Below are 20,129 nucleotides of genomic sequence, written 5' to 3'. Positions count from 1 at the left end.
GCAACTCGTTACTTGGTTGGTAACCGGTTACTTGAGCTCGTCAAGAGCCAGATTGAGCTTGACCACGTTGACCGTGGACTCACCGATGAAGCCGAGGCCACGACCGGTCGTGTTCTCCTTGACCAGCTGCTCGACCTGCTCTTCCTTGAGGCCGCGCTCCTTGGCCACGCGCTTGACCTGGATGGCCGCGTACTCCGGGCTGATCTCCGGGTCGAGGCCGGAGGAGGAGGCGGACACGGCGTCGGCCGGGACGTCCTTGACGCTCACGCCCTCACGCTTGGCGATGGCCTCGCGCAGTTCGGTGGTGCTCTTGATGAGGTCCTCGTCCTGGTGGCCCTTGTTGGTGCCGGAGGAGGCACCGCCGTAGTAGCCCTGGTTGTCCTCGTCCTTGTTCGGGTCGGAAGCGGCCGACGGACGGGACTGGAAGTACTGCGGTAGGGCGTCGCCGTTCTCATCCGTGAAGGACTGGCCGATCAGGGAGGAGCCGACGACCTCGCCCTGGGAGTTGGTGATCATCGAGCCGTTGGCCTTGTCGGGCATGCCGAGCTGGCCGATGCCGGCCATCACGAACGTGTAGACCACGACGATGACGGTGAAGACGATCACGGCCTTGAACCCGGCCCAATAGCTGCGCAGGTTCAATGAGATGGTGTTCTTCATAACATTCACTCTTTCCTAATGTCCGTAAGCGGGGATCAGAAGCCCGGGATCAGACGGACGAACAGGTCGATGATCCAGATGCCGATGAACGGCGCGATGATGCCGCCCAGACCGTAGACCTTGAGGTTGCGGCCCAGGATCTTCTCGCTCGCCTCGGCGCGGTACTTGACGCCCTTCAAGGCCAGCGGGATGAGCAGCACGATGATGATCGCGTTGAAGATGATCGCGGAGAGCACGGCGGACAGCGAGCTGTGCAGGCCCATGATGTTGAGCACGCCGAGGCCCGGGAACTTCTCCATGAACATGGCCGGGATGATGGCGAAGTACTTGGCCACATCGTTGGCGATGGAGAAGGTGGTCAGGGCGCCACGGGTGATGAGCAGCTGCTTGCCGATGGCCACGATGTCGATCAACTTGGTCGGGTCGGAGTCGAGGTCGACCATGTTGCCGGCCTCCTTCGCGGCGGAGGTGCCGGAGTTCATGGCCACGCCGACATCGGACTGGGCGAGGGCCGGGGCGTCGTTCGTGCCGTCGCCGGTCATGGCGACGAGCTGGCCCTTGGCCTGCTCCTTCTTGATGTAGGCGAGCTTGTCCTCAGGCTTGGCCTCGGCGATGAAGTCGTCGACGCCGGCCTCCTGGGCGATGGCCTTGGCGGTGAGCGGGTTGTCGCCGGTGACCATGACGGTGCGAATGCCCATCTTGCGCAGATCGGCGAAGCGCTCCTTCAGGCCCTTCTTGACGACGTCCTTGAGCTGGACCACGCCCAGCACCTTGACCTCGCCGTTCGCGTACTGCTCGGCGACGACCAGCGGCGTGCCGCCCTGGCCGGAGATGGCGTTGACCTTCTCGTGGAGGGCGTCGCGCACCTCCACGGGCATGGCGCCGCCTTCCTTCTCGATCCACGCCTCGACGGCGGAGGTGGCACCCTTGCGGATGCGGTCGCCGTTCGGCAGGTCGAGGCCGGACATGCGGGTCTCGGCGGTGAAGGGCACGTCGAGCGCGCCCGGCACCTCTTCGAGGTCGAAGCCCTCGGACTTGGCGAGGGCCACGATGGACTGGCCTTCGGGGGTGGAGTCGGCCAGCGAGCTCAGGGCCGCGGCCTTGGCCATCTCGTCGTGGTCCACACCGGGCAGGGCGTGGAACTCGGAGGCCTGACGGTTGCCGTAGGTGATGGTGCCGGTCTTGTCGAGCAGCAGCGTGGTCACGTCGCCGGCGGCCTCGATGGCGCGGCCGGAGGTGGCGAGCACGTTGTGCTGGACCAGACGGTCCATGCCGGCGATGCCGATGGCGGAGAGCAGGGCGCCGATGGTGGTCGGGATGAGGCAGACGAGCAGGGCGATCAGGACCGTGAGGCTCACGGAGGTGTCGACCGAGGAGGCCTGCGGGTTGATGCACAGCACGACGACCAGGAAGATGATGGTCAGGGAGCTCAGGAGCACGTCCAGAGCGATCTCGTTCGGGGTCTTCTGGCGGTTGGCGCCTTCGACCAAGGCGATCATCTTGTCCACGAAGGACTCGCCGGGCTTCTGGGTGATGCGCACCACGATGCGGTCGGACAGCACGCGGGTGCCGCCGGTCACGGAGGAGCGGTCGCCGCCGGACTCGCGAATCACGGGGGCGGACTCGCCGGTGATGGCGGATTCATCCACGGAGGCGATGCCGGAGATGATGTCGCCGTCGCCGGGGATGAGCTCGCCGGCGGAGACGATCACCACGTCGCCGAGCTTCAGGTCGGAGCTCGGAATCTCCTCGACGTAGGTCGGGCCCTCGCCGCGCTCCGGGGCGCGCACGTCCGGGTCGTTCTTCTCGTCATAGCCACGCACGATGCGGGCCGGCGTGGTGGTGCGGGTCTTGCGCAGCGCGTCGGCCTGCGCCTTGCCGCGGCCCTCGGCCACGGCCTCGGCGAGGTTGGCGAAGAGCACGGTGGCCCACAGCACGATGGCCACGATCCAGGTGAAGTACACCGGCTCGCCGTTGGCCAGAGCGGGGACGAACAGCTGGCAGATGCCCAGCAGGGTCAGGAACGCGGCGCCCACCCACACGATGAACATGACGGGGTTGTGCCACATGTTGCGGGGATCGAACTTGCGGAACGCGTCCGGCAGGCTCTTGCCCAGCATGGCTCCAAGCGACTTGTTGTTGGAGTTCTTGACGTCGTTCGCGATGGAGCTCGCGTTGTTCGCGACGTCGTTCGCAGTTGCGGAAGTCATATCACGCCACCAAACCTTCTGCCAACGGTCCCAGAGCAAGCGTCGGGAAGAACGTCAGCGCGGAAATCAGGAAGATAACGAACACCAGGAGGACGACGAACAGGCCATTGTCGGTCTTCATCGTGCCGGAGGTCACCGGCACCTTGTCCTGCTTGGCGAGGGAGCCGGCGAGTGCGATCACCAGCGCGATCGGCAGGAAGCGGCCGAGCAGCACGGCCAGACCCAGCGCGGTGTCGAGCCACGGGGTGTCGGCGGTGATGCCGGCGAACGCGGAACCGTTGTTGTTCGCGGCCGAGGTGAAGGCGTACACGACCTCGGAGAAGCCGTGGTTGCCGCTGTTGTTGAGCGAGGTGTCGAAGATCGACTGGCGGGCGAACGGCAGAGCGAAGCTCAGGGAGACGCCCACGACCACGGTGATCGGCATGACCAGGAAGTAGAGCGAGGCCATCTTCATCTCGCGCGGGCCGATCTTCTTGCCGAGGTATTCAGGGGTGCGGCCCACCATGAGGCCGGCGATGAACACGGCCACGACGGCCATCACGAGGATGCCGTACAGGCCGGCGCCCACGCCGCCCGGGCTGACCTCGCCGAGCATCATGTTGAGCATGTACATCATGCCGCCCAAGGCGGTGTACGAGTCATGCATCGAGTTGACGGCGCCCGTGGAGGTGGAGGTCGAGGTGGTGCCGAACAGGCCGGACCACACGATGCCGAAGCGGGTCTCCTTGCCTTCCATCGAGCCGCCGGTCAGGGCGGTGATCGGGTCGTTGGAGAAGGACTCGGCGGTCACCACGCAGAAGAAGCTGATGCCGAAGAGGATCACCATGGCGCCGAGCAGGGCGTAGCCCTGGCGGATGTCGCCGACCATGCGGCCGAAGGTGCGGGTCAGGGCCACCGGGATGCACAGCATGAGCAGAATCTCGATGATGTTGGTCCACATGTTCGGGTTCTCGTACGGGTGCGAGGAGTTGGCGTTGAAGAAGCCACCACCGTTGGTGCCGAGCTCCTTGATGACCTCCTGGGAGGCCACCGGGCCCTGCATGATGGTCTGGGTGCCGCCGGCGACGGTGTTCACCTGCACGAATCCGGCGAAGTTCTGCGCCACGCCGAGGGCCATGAGGATGATGCCCATGACGATGGCGATCGGCATGAGGATGCGCAGGGTGCAACGGGTGAGGTCGACCCAGAAGTTGCCGATGGTCTCGGACTTGCGCCAGGCGAAGCCGCGCACCAGCGCGATCGCCACGGCGATGCCGACGGCCGCGGACACGAAGTTCTGCACGGCCAGGCCGGCGAACTGCACGGTGTAGCCAAGGGTCACGTCAGGCGAGTAGGACTGCCAGTTGGTGTTGGTCACGAACGAGGCCGCGGTGTTGAACGCCAGCGGGCCCTCGACGTTCGGGAAGCCCAGCGAGAACGGCAGCCACTGCTGCACGCGCTGGAGCAGGTAGAGCACCAGCACGCTCAGGAGGGAGAAGCCGAGCACGCCGCGCAGGTATGCCTTCCAGGTCTGTCCCTTCTTGGAGTCCACGCCGATGATCTTGTAGATCCACTTCTCGAAGAAGAGATCCTTGTCGGTCGTGAACACGTTGTACATGTAGTCACCCAGCGGCTTGTAGATCGCCGCGAGGATGATGGCAATCAGCGCGAATGCCATGATCGCAAAAAGATATACCATGTGATGAACCTTTGATTCCTAAGATCTCTCAGTACAGTTCAGAACTTCTCGGGACGGCACAGGGAATAGAACATGTATGCGATTCCCGCGATACCCAGCACGACACCCAGCACAGTGAAGAACGTGGTCATAGCCTGTCCACCAGCTTTCCGAACAGGTCAACGAGAACGAAAAACGCCACTGTGCCCACAACGTAGGCAACATCTACCCACCAGGGCATGTCTTTCTCCTTATCATCGAACAAACCCGATGCCGCGTTCCGCCTCCCCTCTGGGGCTGCGCGACGACGTCATCGGGTCATTGCGATTCTTAATCGTATGGATTCGGTGCAGGAATTGTGACGGTTTTTACGGCTTGCATACGTACCTATGCGAAACTGGCGGCGATTTGCTAACACTTTGCTAACACCGCTGCTTTCGCGCCGGCAACCGTTGGTCAGACAGGTTGGTCAGACGGCCGCACATTGCCTGTTTTCTCCGCTTTTCGGCGGCGTGCAAATGCTTCTGTCTACCCGCAGTGCCACCCACACTGCCATCCCGCAGTACCACCCGCAGACACCCCGCAACCGCAATGGGACCACCAGCGCCCGCCGGATATCCGCCGCATCCGTACACTGGTTTGCGGACCACGATAGTCCCGGATACCCGTATATATAAGGAGCTTGTATGGCTGACTCCCCCACCACCATCACCGATGTCATCTTCGACTTCTGCGGCGTGCTGCTCGACTGGGACACCCGCGCATGCCTGACCGGCCGCTTTCCGGACGACGTGGTCGCCGCGATCTGCGCGCCCGACGATCCGCACGGCTTCTTCCGCTATGAGGATCGTATGGACGCCGGCGAGGACTTCGACAGCATCTACCCGGATGTGGTGCGCGAGCAGGGCGAGGACATCGCGGCGATCTTCCGCTATTACATCGAGCATTACGCGGATGCGCTGCCGCGCACGCTGCCGGGCATGACCGAGCTGCTCGCCGATCTCAAACGCCACGGATACGGCGTGTGGGGTCTGACGAACTGGTCGCACGAGACCTTCCATCTCGCCTTCGAGAAGTTCCCGCGACTCGAGCAGCTGCTGGACGGCACGGTGGTCTCCGGCGTGGAGAAGATGCACAAGCCGAACGCCGACATCTATAACCTTGCCATGGAACGCTTCGGACTCACGCCCGAGCGGTGCGTCTTCTTCGACGACACCGCCAAGAACATCGTGGGCGCCAACGAGGTGGGCATCCACGGCATCCTCTTCTCGGGCGCCATCGCGGCGCGCGACTCCCTCGCATCCCTCGGCGTGCGGCTGTAACGTTGCAACGCTATAACGCTGCAACGCTGTAACGCTTTCGGCCGTGCCCACCGGCACGGCCTTTTCCATCATCCCTTGAGCCCGGTGTACAGCGTGTAGTACCGCCCCTTCAAGGCGATGAGCTCGTCATGGGTGCCGCGCTCGATGATGCGCCCGGCTTCGATGACCATGATGCAGTCGGCGTTGCGGATCGTCGAAAGGCGATGCGCGATGACGAACGTGGTGCGTCCCTTCATCAGCTCGTCCATGCCATGCTGGACCAGCGATTCGGTGCGGGTGTCGATCGACGAGGTCGCCTCGTCGAGGATCAGCGCAGGCGGATCGGCGACCGCGGCGCGCGCGATGGCGAGGAGCTGCCGCTGTCCCTGGCTCAGGGCCGCGCCGTCGCCCGCAAGCTGCGTCTCATAGCCGTCGGGCAGCTTGGCGATGAAGGCGTCGGCATTGGCGAGGCGCGCGGCGGCCTTCACCTCCTCGTCGGTGGCATCGAGCCGTCCGAAGCGGATGTTGTCCATGATGGACCCGGAGAACAGGTGCGTGTCCTGCAGCACCATGCCCAGCGACCGGCGCAGGTCACCCTTGCGCATGTTCCGAATGTCGATGCCGTCGTAGGTAATCGAACCGGAGTCGATATCGTAGAAGCGGGTGATGAGGTTCGTGATCGTCGTCTTGCCGGCGCCGGTGGAGCCGACGAGCGCGATCTTCTGGCCGGGCTTGGCGAACATCGTCATGTCGTGGAGCACTTCCTTGCCCTTCACATAGCTGAAGTTCACATGATCGAGCCGGATGTCGCCGCGCATCGGCGTGATATGCCCGTCGGACGGGTCCTTCCACCCCCAATCGTCGGTGCGCTCCCTCGATTCGACCGGCCGTCCGGAGTCGTCGCGCGTGACGTTGACGAGCGTGACGCGGCCGTCGTCGCCCTCGGGCCGCTCGTCGAGCAGCGCGAAGACGCGCTCGGCGCCGGCCAGCGCCATGACGATGGAGTTGAGCTGCTGGGAGACCTGGGAGATCGGCATCGTGAAGCTCTTGACGAACGTCAGGAAGCTCACGAGCGCGCCCAGCGTGAGTCCCGTGGCGCCGGTCATCGCGAGCGCCCCGCCGATGAGCGCGCACATCACGTAGCCGATGTAGCCGAGCTGGTTGTTGATGGGCCCCAAGTATCCGGCGAACTTGTTCGCCTTGTTGGAGGCGTCGTACAGCTTCTCGTTGACTTCGCGGAAGTCGCGTTTGGCGGCCTCCTCGTGCGTGAACACCTTGACGACCTTCTGCCCGCTCATCATCTCCTCGACGAAGCCGTTGAGCTTGCCGACCGATTTCTGCTGCTGCGAGAAATGCGCGCCTGAGCGGCCGGTGAGCACCTTGGTGAGCAGCACCATGACCGCGGCGATGACGAGCATCACGCCGGTCAGCGGCACGCTCAGGTAGATCATCGAGACCAGCACCATGGCGAGCTGGAGCACCGAGGTGAGGATCTGCGGGATGGACTGGGAGACCATCTGGCGCAGCGTGTCGATGTCGTTGGTGTACAGGCTCATCACGTCGCCGCGCGAGTTGGTGTCGAAATAGCCCAGCGGCAGCTTCTGCATGTGGCCGAACATGCGGTTGCGCAGCCGGCGCATGAATCCCTGGGTGACGAACGCCATGAGCACGGACTGCAGCGCCGTCGCCGCGACGCCTACCGCGTACAGGCCCGCGAGGCCGAGGATGGCCCCGAGCAGCGGGCCGAAGTCGCGTTCGGCGGGATTCGCGTGGACGAGCGGCATGATGTAGTCGTCGATGAGCCGTTGGATGAACAGGTTGCCACGCACGTTGGCGAACACGGTGGCGAGGATGCACACCATGATGAGCGCGTATTGCACGCCGTAGTGCGAGAAGAGGTCGCCCATGAGACGCGTGAACGTGCGCCACGGGTGGCCCATCTTCAGGTAGTCCTTGGCTGCGGCCGCGTTCCTGCCCGCATTGCCCCTTGGTCCCGGCATCACTTCACCTCCGATTCATTGTGCGATTCATTGTGCGATTCGTCATGCGATTCGTCATGGTCGCCCATCGCGGCTTCGTCGAAGTCGCCGCCGCCCTTGGTCTGCAGTTCGACGATGCTCGCGTAGATCTCGTCGCTCGCCACGAGTTCGGCGTGTGTGCCGACGCCGTGGATGCGCCCGTCGTCCATGACGACGATCATGTCGGCGTCCTGCACGCTGGAGACGCGCTGGACGATGATGATCTTGGTGACCTCGGGCATCTCGGTGGCGAAGGCGTGCCGGATGCGCGCGTCGGTGGCGGTGTCGACCGCGGAGGTGGAGTCGTCGAGGATGAGCACCTTGGGGTGTTTGAGCAGGGCGCGGGCGATGCACAGGCGCTGCCGCTGGCCGCCCGACAGGTTCTGTCCGCCCTGTTCGACCACGGTGTCGTAGCCGTCGGGCATCCGGTCGATGAACTCGTCGGCGCAGGCGATATGACAGGCGCGGCGCATGTCCTCGAGCGTCGCGTTCGGGTCGCCCCACTTGAGATTGGAGGCGATGGTGCCGGAGAACAGCACGTTCTTCTGCAGGACGACGGCGACGTTGTCGCGCAGGGTGTCGAGGTCGTAGTCGCGCACATCGACGCCGCCGACCATCACCTCGCCGCCGGTCACGTCGTAGAGGCGAGGGATGAGGTTGACGAGCGACGTCTTGGCCGAGCCGGTGCCGCCGATCACGCCGACGACCGCGCCGGAGGGGATGTGCAGGTCGATGTCGTCGAGCACGCGCTCGCGTCGTCTCGTGCCGGTGATCCTCGCGGCCATGTCGGCGCGACGTTTGGCGGTGGGGTCGTTTTCGGAGAGCGTGACCTCGGGGTAGCTGAAATCGACGTCGTTGAAGTCGATGACCCCGTCCTTGACGGCCATGACGGGATGCTCAGCCACGGGCATGTCGGCCCGTTCGGTGAGCACCTCGGCCACGCGGCGCGCGGAGGCGGACGACATCGTGATCATCACGATGGTCATCGACAGCATCACGAGGCTCATGAGGATGTTCATGCAGTACATGAGCAGGGAGGTCAGGTCGCCGGTGGTGAGGTCGCCCGCGACGATGAGGTTCGCGCCGAACCAGCTGATGAGCAGCATCGAGGCCCAGACGGTGAGCTGGATGACCGGGTTGACGGCGGCGAGGGTCAGTTCGGCCTTCATGAAGATGTCGTAGATGCGCTTGGAGATCGTGCGGAACAGCTCGTTCTGCATGTCGCCGCGGTCGAACGCCTTGACCACGCGGATGGCGGTGATGTTCTCCTCGGTGTTCTCGTTGAGCACGTCGTATTCGGGGAACGCGCGGCGGAAGAAGCGCGCGGCGATGTTCATGAGCACGCCCAGGACGATGCCGAGGAAGATCACGGCGCCGAGGTAGATGAGGGCCATGCGCCCGGAGACGACGAACGCCATGCACATCGCGACGATCAGCGAGCTCGCGGCACGAGGAACCATCCTCATGATCATCATGAACGCGTTCTGGATGTTCATCACATCCGTGGTCAGGCGCGTGACGAGGCTCGGCGTGGAGAAGCGGTCGATGTTGGTGAAGGAGAAGGTCTGGATGTTGTCGTACTGGTCCTGCCTGAGGTTCCTCGCGAAGCCGGCGGCGGCCTTCGAGCCGAACACCGAGCCGAGGCATCCGACCGTCAGGCCGCACAGCACGACCACGAGCATGATAAGGGACGTGCGCACGATGATGCCCATGTCCCCCTTCTCGACGCCGTCGTCGATGAGCGTGGCCATGAGCAGCGGCACGATCATCTCACACACGACCTCGCCGATCATCACCAGCGGGGTCAGGATGGCATCCCGCCTGAATTCCCCGATGTGCCGCATCAGCACCTTGACGGTTTCCACCCGCTCCACCTTTCGTGTTTCCGTTGTCGTCCGCGGCTTTCGGGGCTTGATTCCCCGGGCCGCGGATTTCGACATCAACAGGTTAGCAGTCTCCCGGCATTCGGACCGTGTGAGCCGCCGCCATCCGGTATCCCAAAACCGGTATCTCATAGGACAGACAGGAACATGGAAACAATTGGCTATAACCGCACCCATCGGCTAGTCCCACTGCTATAACCGTTTTTTATGACGCTTCTGCAACTCAAATACATCGTCAAAATCGTCGAATGCGGCTCGATGAACGAGGCCTCGCATGCCCTGTACGTCTCCCAGCCCGCCCTGAGCTCCTCCGTGAAGGAACTGGAGAACGAGCTCGGCATCGAGATCTTCACCCGCTCCTCGCAGGGCATCGCCCTGACCGTGGACGGCGCGGAGTTCCTCACCTACGCCCGTCAGGTGCTCGACCAAGCCGACCTGCTCGAGGAGCGCTACAAGCACGCCAAGCCGCGCAAGCAGCTGTGCCAGGTCTCCACGCAGCACTACATGTTCGCCGTCGAGGCGTTCGTGGAGATGATCAACTCCATCAAGTCCGACGAGTACGAGTTCACCATCCGCGAGACCCGCACGCGCGACATCATCAATCAGGTCGCCAACATGCTCTCCGAAATCGGCATCATCTACCTGTCCGACTTCAACAAGGACGTGCTCGGCAAGCTCCTGCGCGAGAAGCACCTCGAGTTCCATCCGCTGTTCCGCGCGCCGCTGCATGTGTTCATCTCGCGCGACAACCCGCTGGCCGCCAAGAAGGTCATCACGATGGAGGATTTGAAGCCCTACCCGTTCCTGCAGTACGAGCAGGGCGAGGAGGGGTCGTTCTACTTCTACGAGGAGGCGGTCTGGCCGGAGTACTCCCCCAAGCAGATCAACGTGACCGACCGCGCCACGATCCTCAACTTCATCATCGGTCTCAACGGCTACACCGTGTGCACCGGCATCGACAACGGCGACCTCAACAACGAGAAGATCGTGACGGTCCCGCTCGATTCCGACGAGACGATGCTCGTGGGCTGGATCACCAACGAGCGCGCCAAACTGTCCAAGGCCGCCGAGACCTATCTCACCAAGCTCAAGTCCGTGGTGGCCTCCCACGGATACAAGCTCATCGACTGACGTACCGACCGGACGACATCCACACGTAGGCGGTTCTCCTCCCCTGTTCCGGGAGGAGAACCGCCTTCGTCGTATACGCCAACCGTAATCCGTGCTATCGGACCTCCCACGGACTGTAAGTACGCGGCTCGACGAACCAGCCGCATACTTACAGTCCGTTTCAACGCCCAAACCGACTGTATGTACGCGACACCCTCGTTGAGCCGCATACTTACCGTCGCTCCAGGGTCGCAAACGGACTGTATGTACGCGGCATCCCCGTCGAGCCGCGTACTTACCGTCCGTTCCCTCTATCCGGATGGGTTCAGAGCTGCTTGCTCATGACGTCGGCGCCGTAGCGGCCGTAGTCGCTGCTGCCGTCATTGGCGGTCACGCTCCAGTACGTGGGGGTCACCTTCAGGCCGCGCGGATCGAATTCGTCGAATAGCTTGATCTGGCAATCGGCGTTGGGCTCGCAAGTGGTCTCGCTTTCCCCAAGCGCGTATCCCGAATGGACCACGTTGCCATCGGCATCCGTGGCCTGCACGTAGACCTCGAAGAACGAATACGTCTTGTCGGTATTGTTGTGCACTGTCATCGGCGTTTCGAAGAAGATGTACGACTGCGACGTGTCGCCGATCGCGATCACGGTTAGGACCGGGGATTTGCTCTCCCGCTGTGCCTGCTGGACCTCCTCCACGATCTTGCCGTACTTCTCGCGGTCCTTCTTGGCCTGGTCGATGGCGTCGTTGGCTTCCTTGATCTGTTTCTCGCGGTTGGCGACGTCCTGCTTGGACTCCATCAGGTCCACGTTGGCCCACTTGAGCTTCTGACTGGCCTGCTGGTACTGTGGCGTGTCCGCGACCACCACGGACTGCCCGCCGAGCCGGTAACCGGTCGAGCCGGCCCACATCAGCACACCCACGCAAACCAAGGTCGCCGCCGCTTTGGCGACCCCCGCAAGCGGTCCTTTGACGATGTCCCAACGCGCGCGGTCGGCATCGCTGGCGTTGCCTGCGGACACCCGCGACGCGGCCCGTCCGGTCTGTCCCAGCCATGTGAACGCCTTGTCCAGAATCGAGAACACCCGATCGCCCACGGTCATGGTCTCATTCGTGGGCACCTTGGCGGTCACCGGCCCGCGATGATGCAGTTGATTGGATTCCTCTCCATGCGTTTTCGTCTCACGCAATCCCTTTTCGGAGGACGTCGCCGAAGGTGACCCCGATTCCGACCCCGCGGCCCTAGCTGCATCGGAAGCCACGGCAGGACCCTTGATGCCATGCCGTTCGTCATACTGCTCGTTGCCCAGCTTGTCGTGTTCGTGCTGTTCGTCACTCATGAAATCACCGCCGTCTTGACGTCCTTGCCGAATTCGTGGCTTTCCGTCGTGGTACCGTCGGAACCGCCGCTGCCGCTCGTGTCGGGGATGGTCAGATAGTATCCGGTGGGTTTCAGCGTGGCCCCGGAAAAGCCCGTGTCCTGAATCGTGCCTTTGCACACCGCGGTCTTGCCGGGATAGAGCACGATGTTGCTCGCATACGCCGAAGCGTCGCTTTTCAGCACGGTCCCGTCCTGTCCCACGATATCGATGCGCAGACTGATGCTGTAGACCACATGACCCGAGTTGTTACGCACGGTGATCTGCGGATAGTAGTACTTATCCGCACCGCTCGCAGTCCCGTACTGCTGGTAGAACGTGTCCGGCCTCTCGCTGATCGATTCGATGGTCAGCGGCTCGGCCCCGGCGGCCGTGTTGCCACCGAGTTCGCCGAAGACCTTCTTATTGTCCTCGACTTCCTTTTGGGCCTTGGCGGCCTGCTTGCGCAAATCGTTGCGCTGTTCGGTCAGCTCCTCGGTCTTCTTGCGATTGTCGGCCACCTGCTCCTCGACCTTGGCGGCCTTGGCCTCCACGTCGAGATAGCCCTGGCTTTTCGTCGGATCCTCGGTGAACCGGCCGACCGCGAACGCTGCGACGAACACGACTACGGCGACGAGCACCACCGCGATGATTGTGCGAATGGCGATGCCACGTCCGATAGCTTTGTTTGCCGAGGAATCGTCATTCCCCGGTCCGATGCCGATGTCTCCGCCGGCCCTGGCATCGCCGTTCTTTCCGGATTGTGTCTTCTTCGGCGCCGCTCCCCCATCAAACGGCACCTGCCCCTGCGCATCATCTCTCATACTTCCACTGTATTGATGAAGGCCCCGGTGCGCAGGCTATGTCACCGAAAGTTCATCTTCACGGTCGGATGGTTGCGGGATCGATGGAACCGAATCGGGGCAAGCGCTTCTTCGCGGCCCCGATGGACGCCGATGAAAAAACGCCCCCATCGAGGGGGCGCTTGGCGGGTCTGTGTGAAAGAAACCGTGCGAGGAACCGCACAAGGAATCAAGCAGCGGCCCCGGTAATCCGCCGCCGTCAGGCGCCGTACTGCTCGAGATAGGCCTCGGCACGCTGCTTGAGCTCGTGGCTGAGCAACGGGGTGCCGTCGGCGTTCTTCATCTTGGCGGCGGCGTCGAAGATCTCGCGCACGTTGGCGATGGCGAGCACCGGGAAGCCGAATTCAGCCTCCACGGCCTTGACGGCGGAGACGTCGGAATCCTTGGTCTTCTCCATGCGGTCCACGGAAAGCACGAGGCCAACGACCTCCACGTCCGCTTCGGCCTTGAGCTTCGGGATCACCTCGCGCACGGCGGTGCCGGCGGTCATCACGTCGTCCACGAGCAGCACCTTCATGCCGTCCTTGAGCGGGGTGCCGACCATCCAGCCGCCGTCGCCATGGTCCTTCTTCTCCTTGCGGTCGAAGGTGTAGCCCACGGTCATGTTATGGCGGGCGGTCAACGCGATCGAGGTGGAAACGGCCAGCGGGATGCCCTTGTAGGCCGGGCCGAACACGGTGTCGATGTCGCGCGGGATGGTGTTGTGCACGATCGCCTGGCTGATCTTCTCGGCGTAGAACGCGCCGAGCGCGGCGATCTTCTTGCCGTCGTCGAACGCGCCTGCGTTGATGAAGTACGGGCTCTGACGGCCCGACTTCAGCGTGAAATCGCCGAATTTCAGCGCGTTGGATTCCAGCAGGAATTCGGTGAAGCGGTGTGCGAGCGTTTCTGCCATAGTGACTACCTCCAAGTCTTGTATCCGGCTGCCCTCAGACGGCTTCGCCTCCGGTTCCCCCGTAAGCAGGGAACCGGAGGCGTGCCGGTTACCTCCAAGTTTTGCCTGCGGCCAGTTTAGCAGCGAGTTCGGGACGGCTGTCCAGCAAATCGTCCAGTTCGCGGGCGATGCGCAGCGGCGCCACCGGGTCGAAGAGCGCGGCCGCACCCACCTCCACGGCGTTCGCGCCGGCGTACAGGTATTCCAGCGCCTTCTCGCCGGAGTCGATGCCGCCGATGCCGATGATCGGGATCTCCGGCAGCGCGGTGCGCGTGCGGTAAACCGCCGCGATGCCAATCGGCAGGACGGCCGGACCGGAGACGCCGCCGGTCTTGTTGGCAATGATCGGCTCGCCGGTGCGGATGTCAAGGCGCATGCCCAGCACGGTATTGATCATGCTCAGAGCGTCCGCACCGTGTTCGACCGCGGCGCGCGCCGGCACGGTGATGTCGGTGACGTTCGGCGTGAGCTTGACGACCATCGGCTTATCGGTCATCGGGCGCAGCTTGTCCATCAGCGCGGCGAGGGCCACCGGGTCGGTGCCCACGCTCATGCCGCCGTGCGTGACGTTCGGGCAGCTCACGTTGATTTCAAGCATGTCCGCGTCGGAATCGGCGAGCTTGGCCACCACCTGCATATAGTCGTCGTCACAGTGACCGGCCACGTTGGCCACGACCAGAGCGCCCGCCTGTTTGAGCGCCGGCAGGTCGTGCGCGAGGTAATGGTCCACACCGGGGTTCTGCAGACCCACCGCGTTGAGGTTCGAGGCCGGACCTTCGGCGGTGCGCGGTCCGGGGTTGCCTTCCCACGGCACCGGCGAGCAGCCCTTCGTGCCCACGGCGCCGAGCTGGCTCACGTCATAGAACCAGCGGACGGCGGCGTACTGGAACGTGCCGGAGGCGGTGCCCACCGGATTCTTCCATTCGATGCCGGCCACCTTGGTGGGGTGCTTCCACTCATGTGCCTCGTAGATGTTGATGTGACGGTCGTTGACGTTCCGGTTCGCGCACATGGTCACTCCCCCCATCCAAGCTGTTCGCGGGTGAACACCGGGCCGTCCGAGCAGACCTTGAGTCGGCCGTCCACGGTATCGACGGTGCACAGCACGCAGGTGCCGTAGCCGCAGCCCATGCGCTGTTCCATGCTGAGCTGGGCCGGAATGTCGCGTTCGGCGGCCCACTCGGCCACGGCCTTCATCATCGGCAGCGGACCGCAGCTGAGGATGATCGGCTTGCGGTCGAACGCCTTGAGGGCATCGCCCTGTTCGAGCCGGTTGAGCAGGTCCACCACGTTGCCTTCGGCGTTGTCGATGCTCCACGACCAGTCGGCGTAGCGGGAGACGTATTCCTCGGCGAAATGCTCATCGCGGTAGCCGAAGACGGCGGTGGCGAAGGAGGCGTCGTTTTCGGCGAGCTTCTGCGCGGCGTAGATGAGCGGGGGCACGCCGAGGCCGCCGCCCACGAGAATGTAGTTGGCGTCCTGTTTCAGGTCGAAGCCGCGGCCGAGGGGGCCGAGCACGTCCACGCCGTCGCCGGCCTCGAGCTCGGCGAGCTGTTCGGTGCCGTGGCCGATGACGGCGAAGATCACGCTGACCTCGTCGTCTTCGACCTCGCTGACGCCGAATGGGCGGGGCATGAGCATGAAGTCGTCGTGGGTGAACAGGTTGACGAACTGGGCGGGCTTGGCGTGGGAGGCGATGAACGGGTCGCGGAAGGTGAGCCGCACCACATGGTCGGCGAGCTCGCGCACGTCGGTGACCTCGACGGTGTGCCGGGGCGGGAAGTAGCCCGCGGCCTGCGCCTCCGCCACCACGTCGTAGGTGGATGTGAATGATGATGTCATTGGTGTTGTGCTGTCCTTAGTCAAGGTTCGTATGCAGAGGATACGTCTGCGGCTGACGATGAACGATCGGCTTCCGGCACCGGCGAATCACCGGTAGACGGCCACGCGCAGCGCGTCGCGCATGTCGAGAGCGGCCTGACGCGCGCTTTCGGCCACGAGGTCGAGCGCGTCGTCGGCGCTCATGGATGCGTCGTACTTGCCGCTCTTCCTCCACGCGCCGATGATGCCGCGCGAGGAGTTGACGATCGCGCCGCCGCCCCGCTCGTCGAACATGCCGGCCACATCCTGCGCGGTGCCACCCTGGGCGCCGTAGCCGGGAACCAGGAAGAACGTGTGCGGCATGCGGGCGCGCAGCGCGCGGCCCTCCTCGGGATGGGTGGCGCCCACCACGGCTCCCACGCGGGAGTAGCCGTGCCGGCCGCGGGTTTCGGCGCCCCAGCCCTCCACGAGGTCGGCCACATGTTCGTAGACCTTCGTACCGTCGGCCAGATCGAGCATCTGCAGCTCGCTGGAGGACGGGTTGGAGGTGCGCACGAGCACGAAGATGTCCTTGTCAGCGGCGGTCGCGGCTTCGACGAACGGGGTGATGCCGTCGGTGCCGAGGTACGGGTTGACGGTCACGGCGTCCTCGTGCCATGGGTCGAAGACGATGGATTCGCCATTATCGGCGGCATCGTCGCCGGTCGCGGCGTCCACGCCCGCGCCGGTGCCCACGCCGCTGAGATGATGCGCGTAGGCGGCAGCGGTGGAGCCGATATCGCCGCGCTTGACGTCGCCGAGCACGTACAGTCCCTGCTGGACCGCGTATTCGCAGGTCATCGTGTACACGTCCACGCCGGCGGGACCCAGCGCCTCGTACATGGCGATCTGCGGCTTGACCGCGGGCACGATATCGGCCACGGCGTCGATGATGGTGCGGTTGAACTCGAAATACGCCACCGCCAGTTGCGCGGCGGGCAGTTCCTCGGGGGTCTCGACCGAATCGCGCACCTCGTCGGCGAAGCTCGCCACCACCTGCGGCGGCACCAGCGCCTCGGTGGGGTCGAGGCCGACGACGGACGGGTTCTGCGTGTTCTCGATGGCTTCGATAAGACGATCCATTGAAGTCCTTCTCTACTTGTGGGGTGCTCCTGCGGGAGTTCCCTGGGATGCTGCTCCCCTCTGTGAGGGAAGCAGGCTCGGGGAGCGCGACTGAGGGGAGCCGCAAGACAGGTTGCCTACATGCGGCTGAACATGAACTGTGAGCCGATGATGGTGGCGAGCGGCCGACCGGTCACCTGCCATCCGCCGAACGGGGTGTTGCGGGCCTTGGAGTGGAATTGCTCGGGGTCCACGGTCCAGGCCTGATCGGTGGCGAGCACCGCCAGATCCACGTTGGCGGCGTCCTCCACGCGGCTCAGATCGAGCAGACGGTTCACGCCCTCCGAATCGTCGCCGGTGGGCGCGGGCTCGGCGCAGCCCTCGACGAGGGCGGCGATGTCCGTGGGCTCGTGGCCCAGCAGGCGCATCGGTTCGACGGCCATGAGCTCGATGAGGCGCTCGTCGGAGATGTGGCCGCCGTCCACCAACACCTTGTGGCACACGCCGTACGCGCATTCGAGTCCGATGATGCCGTTGGGCGACTCAAGGAAGCCCAGCGCCTTCTCCTCCATCGTGTGCGGGGCGTGGTCGGTGGCGAGCAGGTCCACCGTACCATCCTCGATGGCCGCGATGGTGGCCTTGCGGTCGGCCTCGGAACGCAACGGCGGGTTCATCTTGGCGAGCGTGCCGTATTCGAGCAGCGCCTCGTCGCTCAGCGCCAGATAGTGCGGCGCGGTCTCGCAGGTGATCGGCAGGCCCTCAGCCTTGGCGGCGCGAATCGCCTCGAACGAGATCGCCGTGCTCACATGCTGGAAGTGCACGTGGACGCCGGTGCGACGGGCGGCCTCGATGTCACGCGCCACGATCTTCAGCTCGGTGTCCTCCGGAATGCCGGGCACGCCGAGCTTGCGGGAGACCGGGCCGTCGTTCACCGCGCCGGTGTCGTGGTGCTCGCAATGCTCGATGAGGTACAGGTCGGACGCCTTGGCGTTGGCCAGCACCTGGTCGAGAATCGGCTCAGGCACGGCGGAACCGTCATCGCTGATCGCGGTGACGGGGTGCGCGTTCATCGCCTCGGTCTTGGCGTCATCCTCGAATCCGGGCACGTACCTGAGCCAGTCGGCGGTGTCGCTGGCCTCGCGTCCGGCGCGGTCCTTGGATGCGCACACGCACAGGTCGTAACGGACCGGCAGCTTCACATCATGGGTGCGATCGTACTGCTGCAGGAAGTCGATGACGTTGGTCGCGCCAGCGTCCAGTACCTCGCGCGCACCGGGCTTGCCGGCCTCGGCGTCGGCCGCGGTGACGGTCTGGCCGTCGAGCGCGGGCAACGTGTTCGGCATGATGAGCACGGTGGTGTATCCGCCGGATGCCGAGGCGCGGCAACCGGAGACCATCGACTCCTTGTAGGTCTGGCCCGGGTCGCGGAAATGCACATGCGGGTCGGCGAAGCCGGGGGCCAGCGTCAGACCGGTGGCGTCGATATCGGCGCCGTCACGGACGGTATCGGTGTCGGCGAAGTAGGCGTCGGCGAGGCCCGGCACCGTGAGGTCGATGATCTCGCCGGTGTTCCAGACCCTGATGTTGCGTAGTGTGATGCTCACAGTTTGGCTTCCTCGTCGCAGTAGTCGCAGCGGTATTCGAGACGTTCGGAGTGCACGAGATGGAACATCTGCTTGATGCCGGGCTCGGTGGTGGTCACGCAGCGCGGGTTGACGCACTTGATGACGCCGACGATGTGCTCGGGCAGGTTCGGCTGCTTCTTCTCCACGATCGTGCCGCCGCGCACCACGTCCACGGTGGCCTGACGGGCCACGAAGCCGAGCACGTCGAGGTCGATGTCCTTGTCGTCCTCGATCTTGATGATGTCCTTCGAACCGTAGCGCTTGGACGTGGTGTTCATGATGAGCGCGAGCTTGGTCTTGGACGGGTCGATCTTCAGGTATTCGAGCACCTTGAGCGAGGTGCCTGCCGGCACATGGTCGATGATGATGCCGTTGACGATGCTGGTGACTTCCATCAGGCGCGTACCTCCTTGGATTCGAGCGGTTCGTATCCGGGCAGGTCGTCGCCCACCACGGTGCTTTCGAGGGCCATGCGCATGAGCATGCCGTTCTTGACCTGTTCGAAGTAGGCGGCGCGCGGGTCGTCGTCCACCTCCACGGCGATCTCGTTGACGCGCGGCAGCGGATGGAGCACGGCCATATTCGGCTTGGCAAGGGAAAGCTTGTCCTCGTCGAGGATGTACGTGTCGCGCAGGCGCAGGTAGTCGTCCTCGTTGAAGAAGCGTTCCTTCTGCACGCGGGTCATGTACAGCACGTCGAGGTCGCCGATCACGGAGGCCAGGTCGCGCACCTCCACGTAGGAGCAGCTCGGCGTGGCGTTGATGCGGTCGATCACGTACTGCGGGGTCTTGAGCTCGTCCGGGCTGATGAGGATGAACCGCACGTTGCCGAAGCGGCACAGGGTCTCGATGAGGGAGTGCACGGTGCGGCCGAACATGAGGTCGCCGCACAGGCCCACGGTCAGGTCGTTGACGCGGCCGAAGCGTGACTGCAACGTGGCGAGGTCGGCCAGCGTCTGCGTGGGGTGCATGTGGCCGCCGTCGCCGGCGTTGATGACCGGCACGGAGGCGGCGCGGGAGGCCACCAGCGCGGCACCCTCCTTCGGGTGGCGGATGGCGACGACATCCACGTAGTTGGACACGGTCTTGAGCGTATCGGCGATGGACTCGCCCTTGGTGACGGATGCCAACTGCGCTCCGGCGAAGCCGATGACCTTGCCGCCGAGACGCAGCATCGCGGTCTCGAAGCTCAGGCGCGTGCGAGTGGAGGGCTCGTAGAAGAGCGTGGCCAGCACCCTGCCCTCGCAGGTGTGCGATACCTCCTTGCGATGCGCGTCGATGTACTGCGCCTTGTGCAGCAAATCCCGAATCTGTGCAATGGAGAGATCATCAAGCGAGATGACGCTTTTACCGATCATCGGCGTCTCCGCCGGCTCTTGTGGAGTTGACACGGCTCACCTTTCGTGCGTGAAGCGGATAAGGTGGCCACTAACGTGACCTCTCCGACTATAGACCATTTCCGCGACGCGCGCCTCACTCCCCCGCCACCCGCGCGTCACCTCGCGTTCATGTTGCAAGTAGCGCTGGCATGGCTGGCATCCTGCGCCAGAAGTTCGTTGATTATATTGTTGGCTCCCCTTGGAATAT

16 protein-coding genes are annotated in these 20,129 nt (G+C 64.1%); 2 read left to right on the top strand and 14 right to left on the bottom strand.

All coding sequences use genetic code 11. From position 1 onward, the window contains the following. Positions 1 to 27: 27 nt before the first annotated feature. From kdpC to kdpA, 3 genes are all read right to left on the bottom strand, one after another. Positions 28 to 660, bottom strand: a complete 633-nt coding sequence (gene kdpC, locus BG22_RS01080) for a K(+)-transporting ATPase subunit C (protein ID WP_094668361.1) — start codon at positions 658 to 660, stop codon at positions 28 to 30. A 35-nt stretch (positions 661 to 695) separates the two neighbouring features. Beyond that, positions 696 to 2,780, bottom strand: a complete 2,085-nt coding sequence (gene kdpB, locus BG22_RS01075; RefSeq protein WP_375137676.1) for a potassium-transporting ATPase subunit KdpB — start codon at positions 2,778 to 2,780, stop codon at positions 696 to 698. A gap of 91 nt (positions 2,781 to 2,871) precedes the next feature. Further along, positions 2,872 to 4,548, bottom strand: coding sequence for a potassium-transporting ATPase subunit KdpA (gene kdpA, locus BG22_RS01070; RefSeq protein WP_094668359.1), 1,677 nt, complete (start codon positions 4,546 to 4,548; stop codon positions 2,872 to 2,874). A 665-nt stretch (positions 4,549 to 5,213) separates the two neighbouring features. Here kdpA and BG22_RS01060 point away from each other — a divergent pair. Continuing rightward, positions 5,214 to 5,849 carry an HAD family phosphatase gene (locus tag BG22_RS01060; RefSeq protein ID WP_140492317.1) on the top strand — a complete coding sequence of 212 codons (636 nt, stop codon included), beginning with the start codon at positions 5,214 to 5,216 and terminating at the stop codon, positions 5,847 to 5,849. A 68-nt stretch (positions 5,850 to 5,917) separates the two neighbouring features. Here BG22_RS01060 and BG22_RS01055 read toward each other — a convergent pair whose 3' ends face one another. Both BG22_RS01055 and BG22_RS01050 read right to left on the bottom strand, forming a co-directional pair. Then, positions 5,918 to 7,828, bottom strand: a complete 1,911-nt coding sequence (locus tag BG22_RS01055; RefSeq protein ID WP_258186149.1) for an ABC transporter ATP-binding protein — start codon at positions 7,826 to 7,828, stop codon at positions 5,918 to 5,920. Then, entirely contained in the window at positions 7,828 to 9,711 is a 1,884-nt protein-coding gene (locus BG22_RS01050; protein ID WP_258186148.1) for an ABC transporter ATP-binding protein, read from the bottom strand. Before BG22_RS01050 ends, BG22_RS01055 begins: the two co-directional genes overlap by 1 nt. A 225-nt stretch (positions 9,712 to 9,936) precedes the next feature. Here BG22_RS01050 and BG22_RS01045 point away from each other — a divergent pair, with 225 nt between their 5' ends. Continuing rightward, positions 9,937 to 10,860 (top strand): LysR family transcriptional regulator, encoded by a 924-nt coding sequence (locus tag BG22_RS01045; RefSeq protein WP_094668356.1) that lies wholly within the window; start codon positions 9,937 to 9,939, stop codon positions 10,858 to 10,860. 304 nt (positions 10,861 to 11,164) lie between these two features. Here the strand turns inward: BG22_RS01045 and BG22_RS01040 are convergent, their stop codons facing one another. The 9 genes from BG22_RS01040 to pyrB all read right to left on the bottom strand — a co-directional run bounded on the left by BG22_RS01040 (position 11,165) and on the right by pyrB (position 19,900). Next, the gene (locus BG22_RS01040) at positions 11,165 to 12,181 is read right to left on the bottom strand and encodes a hypothetical protein (RefSeq protein ID WP_140492315.1); all 1,017 of its coding nucleotides are present in this window, start codon (positions 12,179 to 12,181) and stop codon (positions 11,165 to 11,167) included. Next, the gene (locus BG22_RS01035) at positions 12,178 to 13,023 is read right to left on the bottom strand and encodes a hypothetical protein (protein WP_094668354.1); all 846 of its coding nucleotides are present in this window, start codon (positions 13,021 to 13,023) and stop codon (positions 12,178 to 12,180) included. Before BG22_RS01035 ends, BG22_RS01040 begins: the two co-directional genes overlap by 4 nt. A gap of 238 nt (positions 13,024 to 13,261) precedes the next feature. Continuing rightward, on the bottom strand, positions 13,262 to 13,957 hold the full coding sequence (gene pyrE / locus BG22_RS01030; RefSeq protein ID WP_094668353.1) for an orotate phosphoribosyltransferase: 696 nt from the start codon (positions 13,955 to 13,957) through the stop codon (positions 13,262 to 13,264). An 88-nt stretch (positions 13,958 to 14,045) separates the two neighbouring features. Next, entirely contained in the window at positions 14,046 to 15,023 is a 978-nt protein-coding gene (locus BG22_RS01025) for a dihydroorotate dehydrogenase (protein WP_169834135.1), read from the bottom strand. Further along, positions 15,011 to 15,838 carry a dihydroorotate dehydrogenase electron transfer subunit gene (locus BG22_RS01020; protein WP_094668351.1) on the bottom strand — a complete coding sequence of 276 codons (828 nt, stop codon included), beginning with the start codon at positions 15,836 to 15,838 and terminating at the stop codon, positions 15,011 to 15,013. The genes BG22_RS01025 and BG22_RS01020 overlap by 13 nt, the downstream gene beginning before the upstream one ends. Positions 15,839 to 15,925: 87 nt before the next feature. Further along, positions 15,926 to 16,939, bottom strand: a complete 1,014-nt coding sequence (gene pyrF / locus BG22_RS01015) for an orotidine-5'-phosphate decarboxylase (RefSeq protein ID WP_140492313.1) — start codon at positions 16,937 to 16,939, stop codon at positions 15,926 to 15,928. A 116-nt stretch (positions 16,940 to 17,055) separates the two neighbouring features. Continuing rightward, the gene (locus tag BG22_RS01010; RefSeq protein ID WP_140492311.1) at positions 17,056 to 18,522 is read right to left on the bottom strand and encodes a dihydroorotase; all 1,467 of its coding nucleotides are present in this window, start codon (positions 18,520 to 18,522) and stop codon (positions 17,056 to 17,058) included. Further along, the gene (locus BG22_RS01005; protein WP_094668348.1) at positions 18,519 to 18,938 is read right to left on the bottom strand and encodes an aspartate carbamoyltransferase regulatory subunit; all 420 of its coding nucleotides are present in this window, start codon (positions 18,936 to 18,938) and stop codon (positions 18,519 to 18,521) included. Before BG22_RS01005 ends, BG22_RS01010 begins: the two co-directional genes overlap by 4 nt. Beyond that, a complete protein-coding gene (gene pyrB, locus BG22_RS01000; protein WP_140492352.1) occupies positions 18,938 to 19,900 on the bottom strand; it encodes an aspartate carbamoyltransferase in 963 nt (320 codons plus the stop codon). Before pyrB ends, BG22_RS01005 begins: the two co-directional genes overlap by 1 nt. Between the last annotated feature and the right edge of the window lie 229 nt (positions 19,901 to 20,129).

Origin of the sequence: Bifidobacterium sp. UTBIF-78, from assembly GCF_006408945.1 — a bacterium.
Classification (GTDB): Bacteria; Actinomycetota; Actinomycetes; order Actinomycetales; family Bifidobacteriaceae; genus Bifidobacterium; species Bifidobacterium myosotis.
The sequence above is the reverse complement of the archived record's forward strand: the minus strand, read 5'-3'. Positions and strand labels throughout refer to the sequence as shown.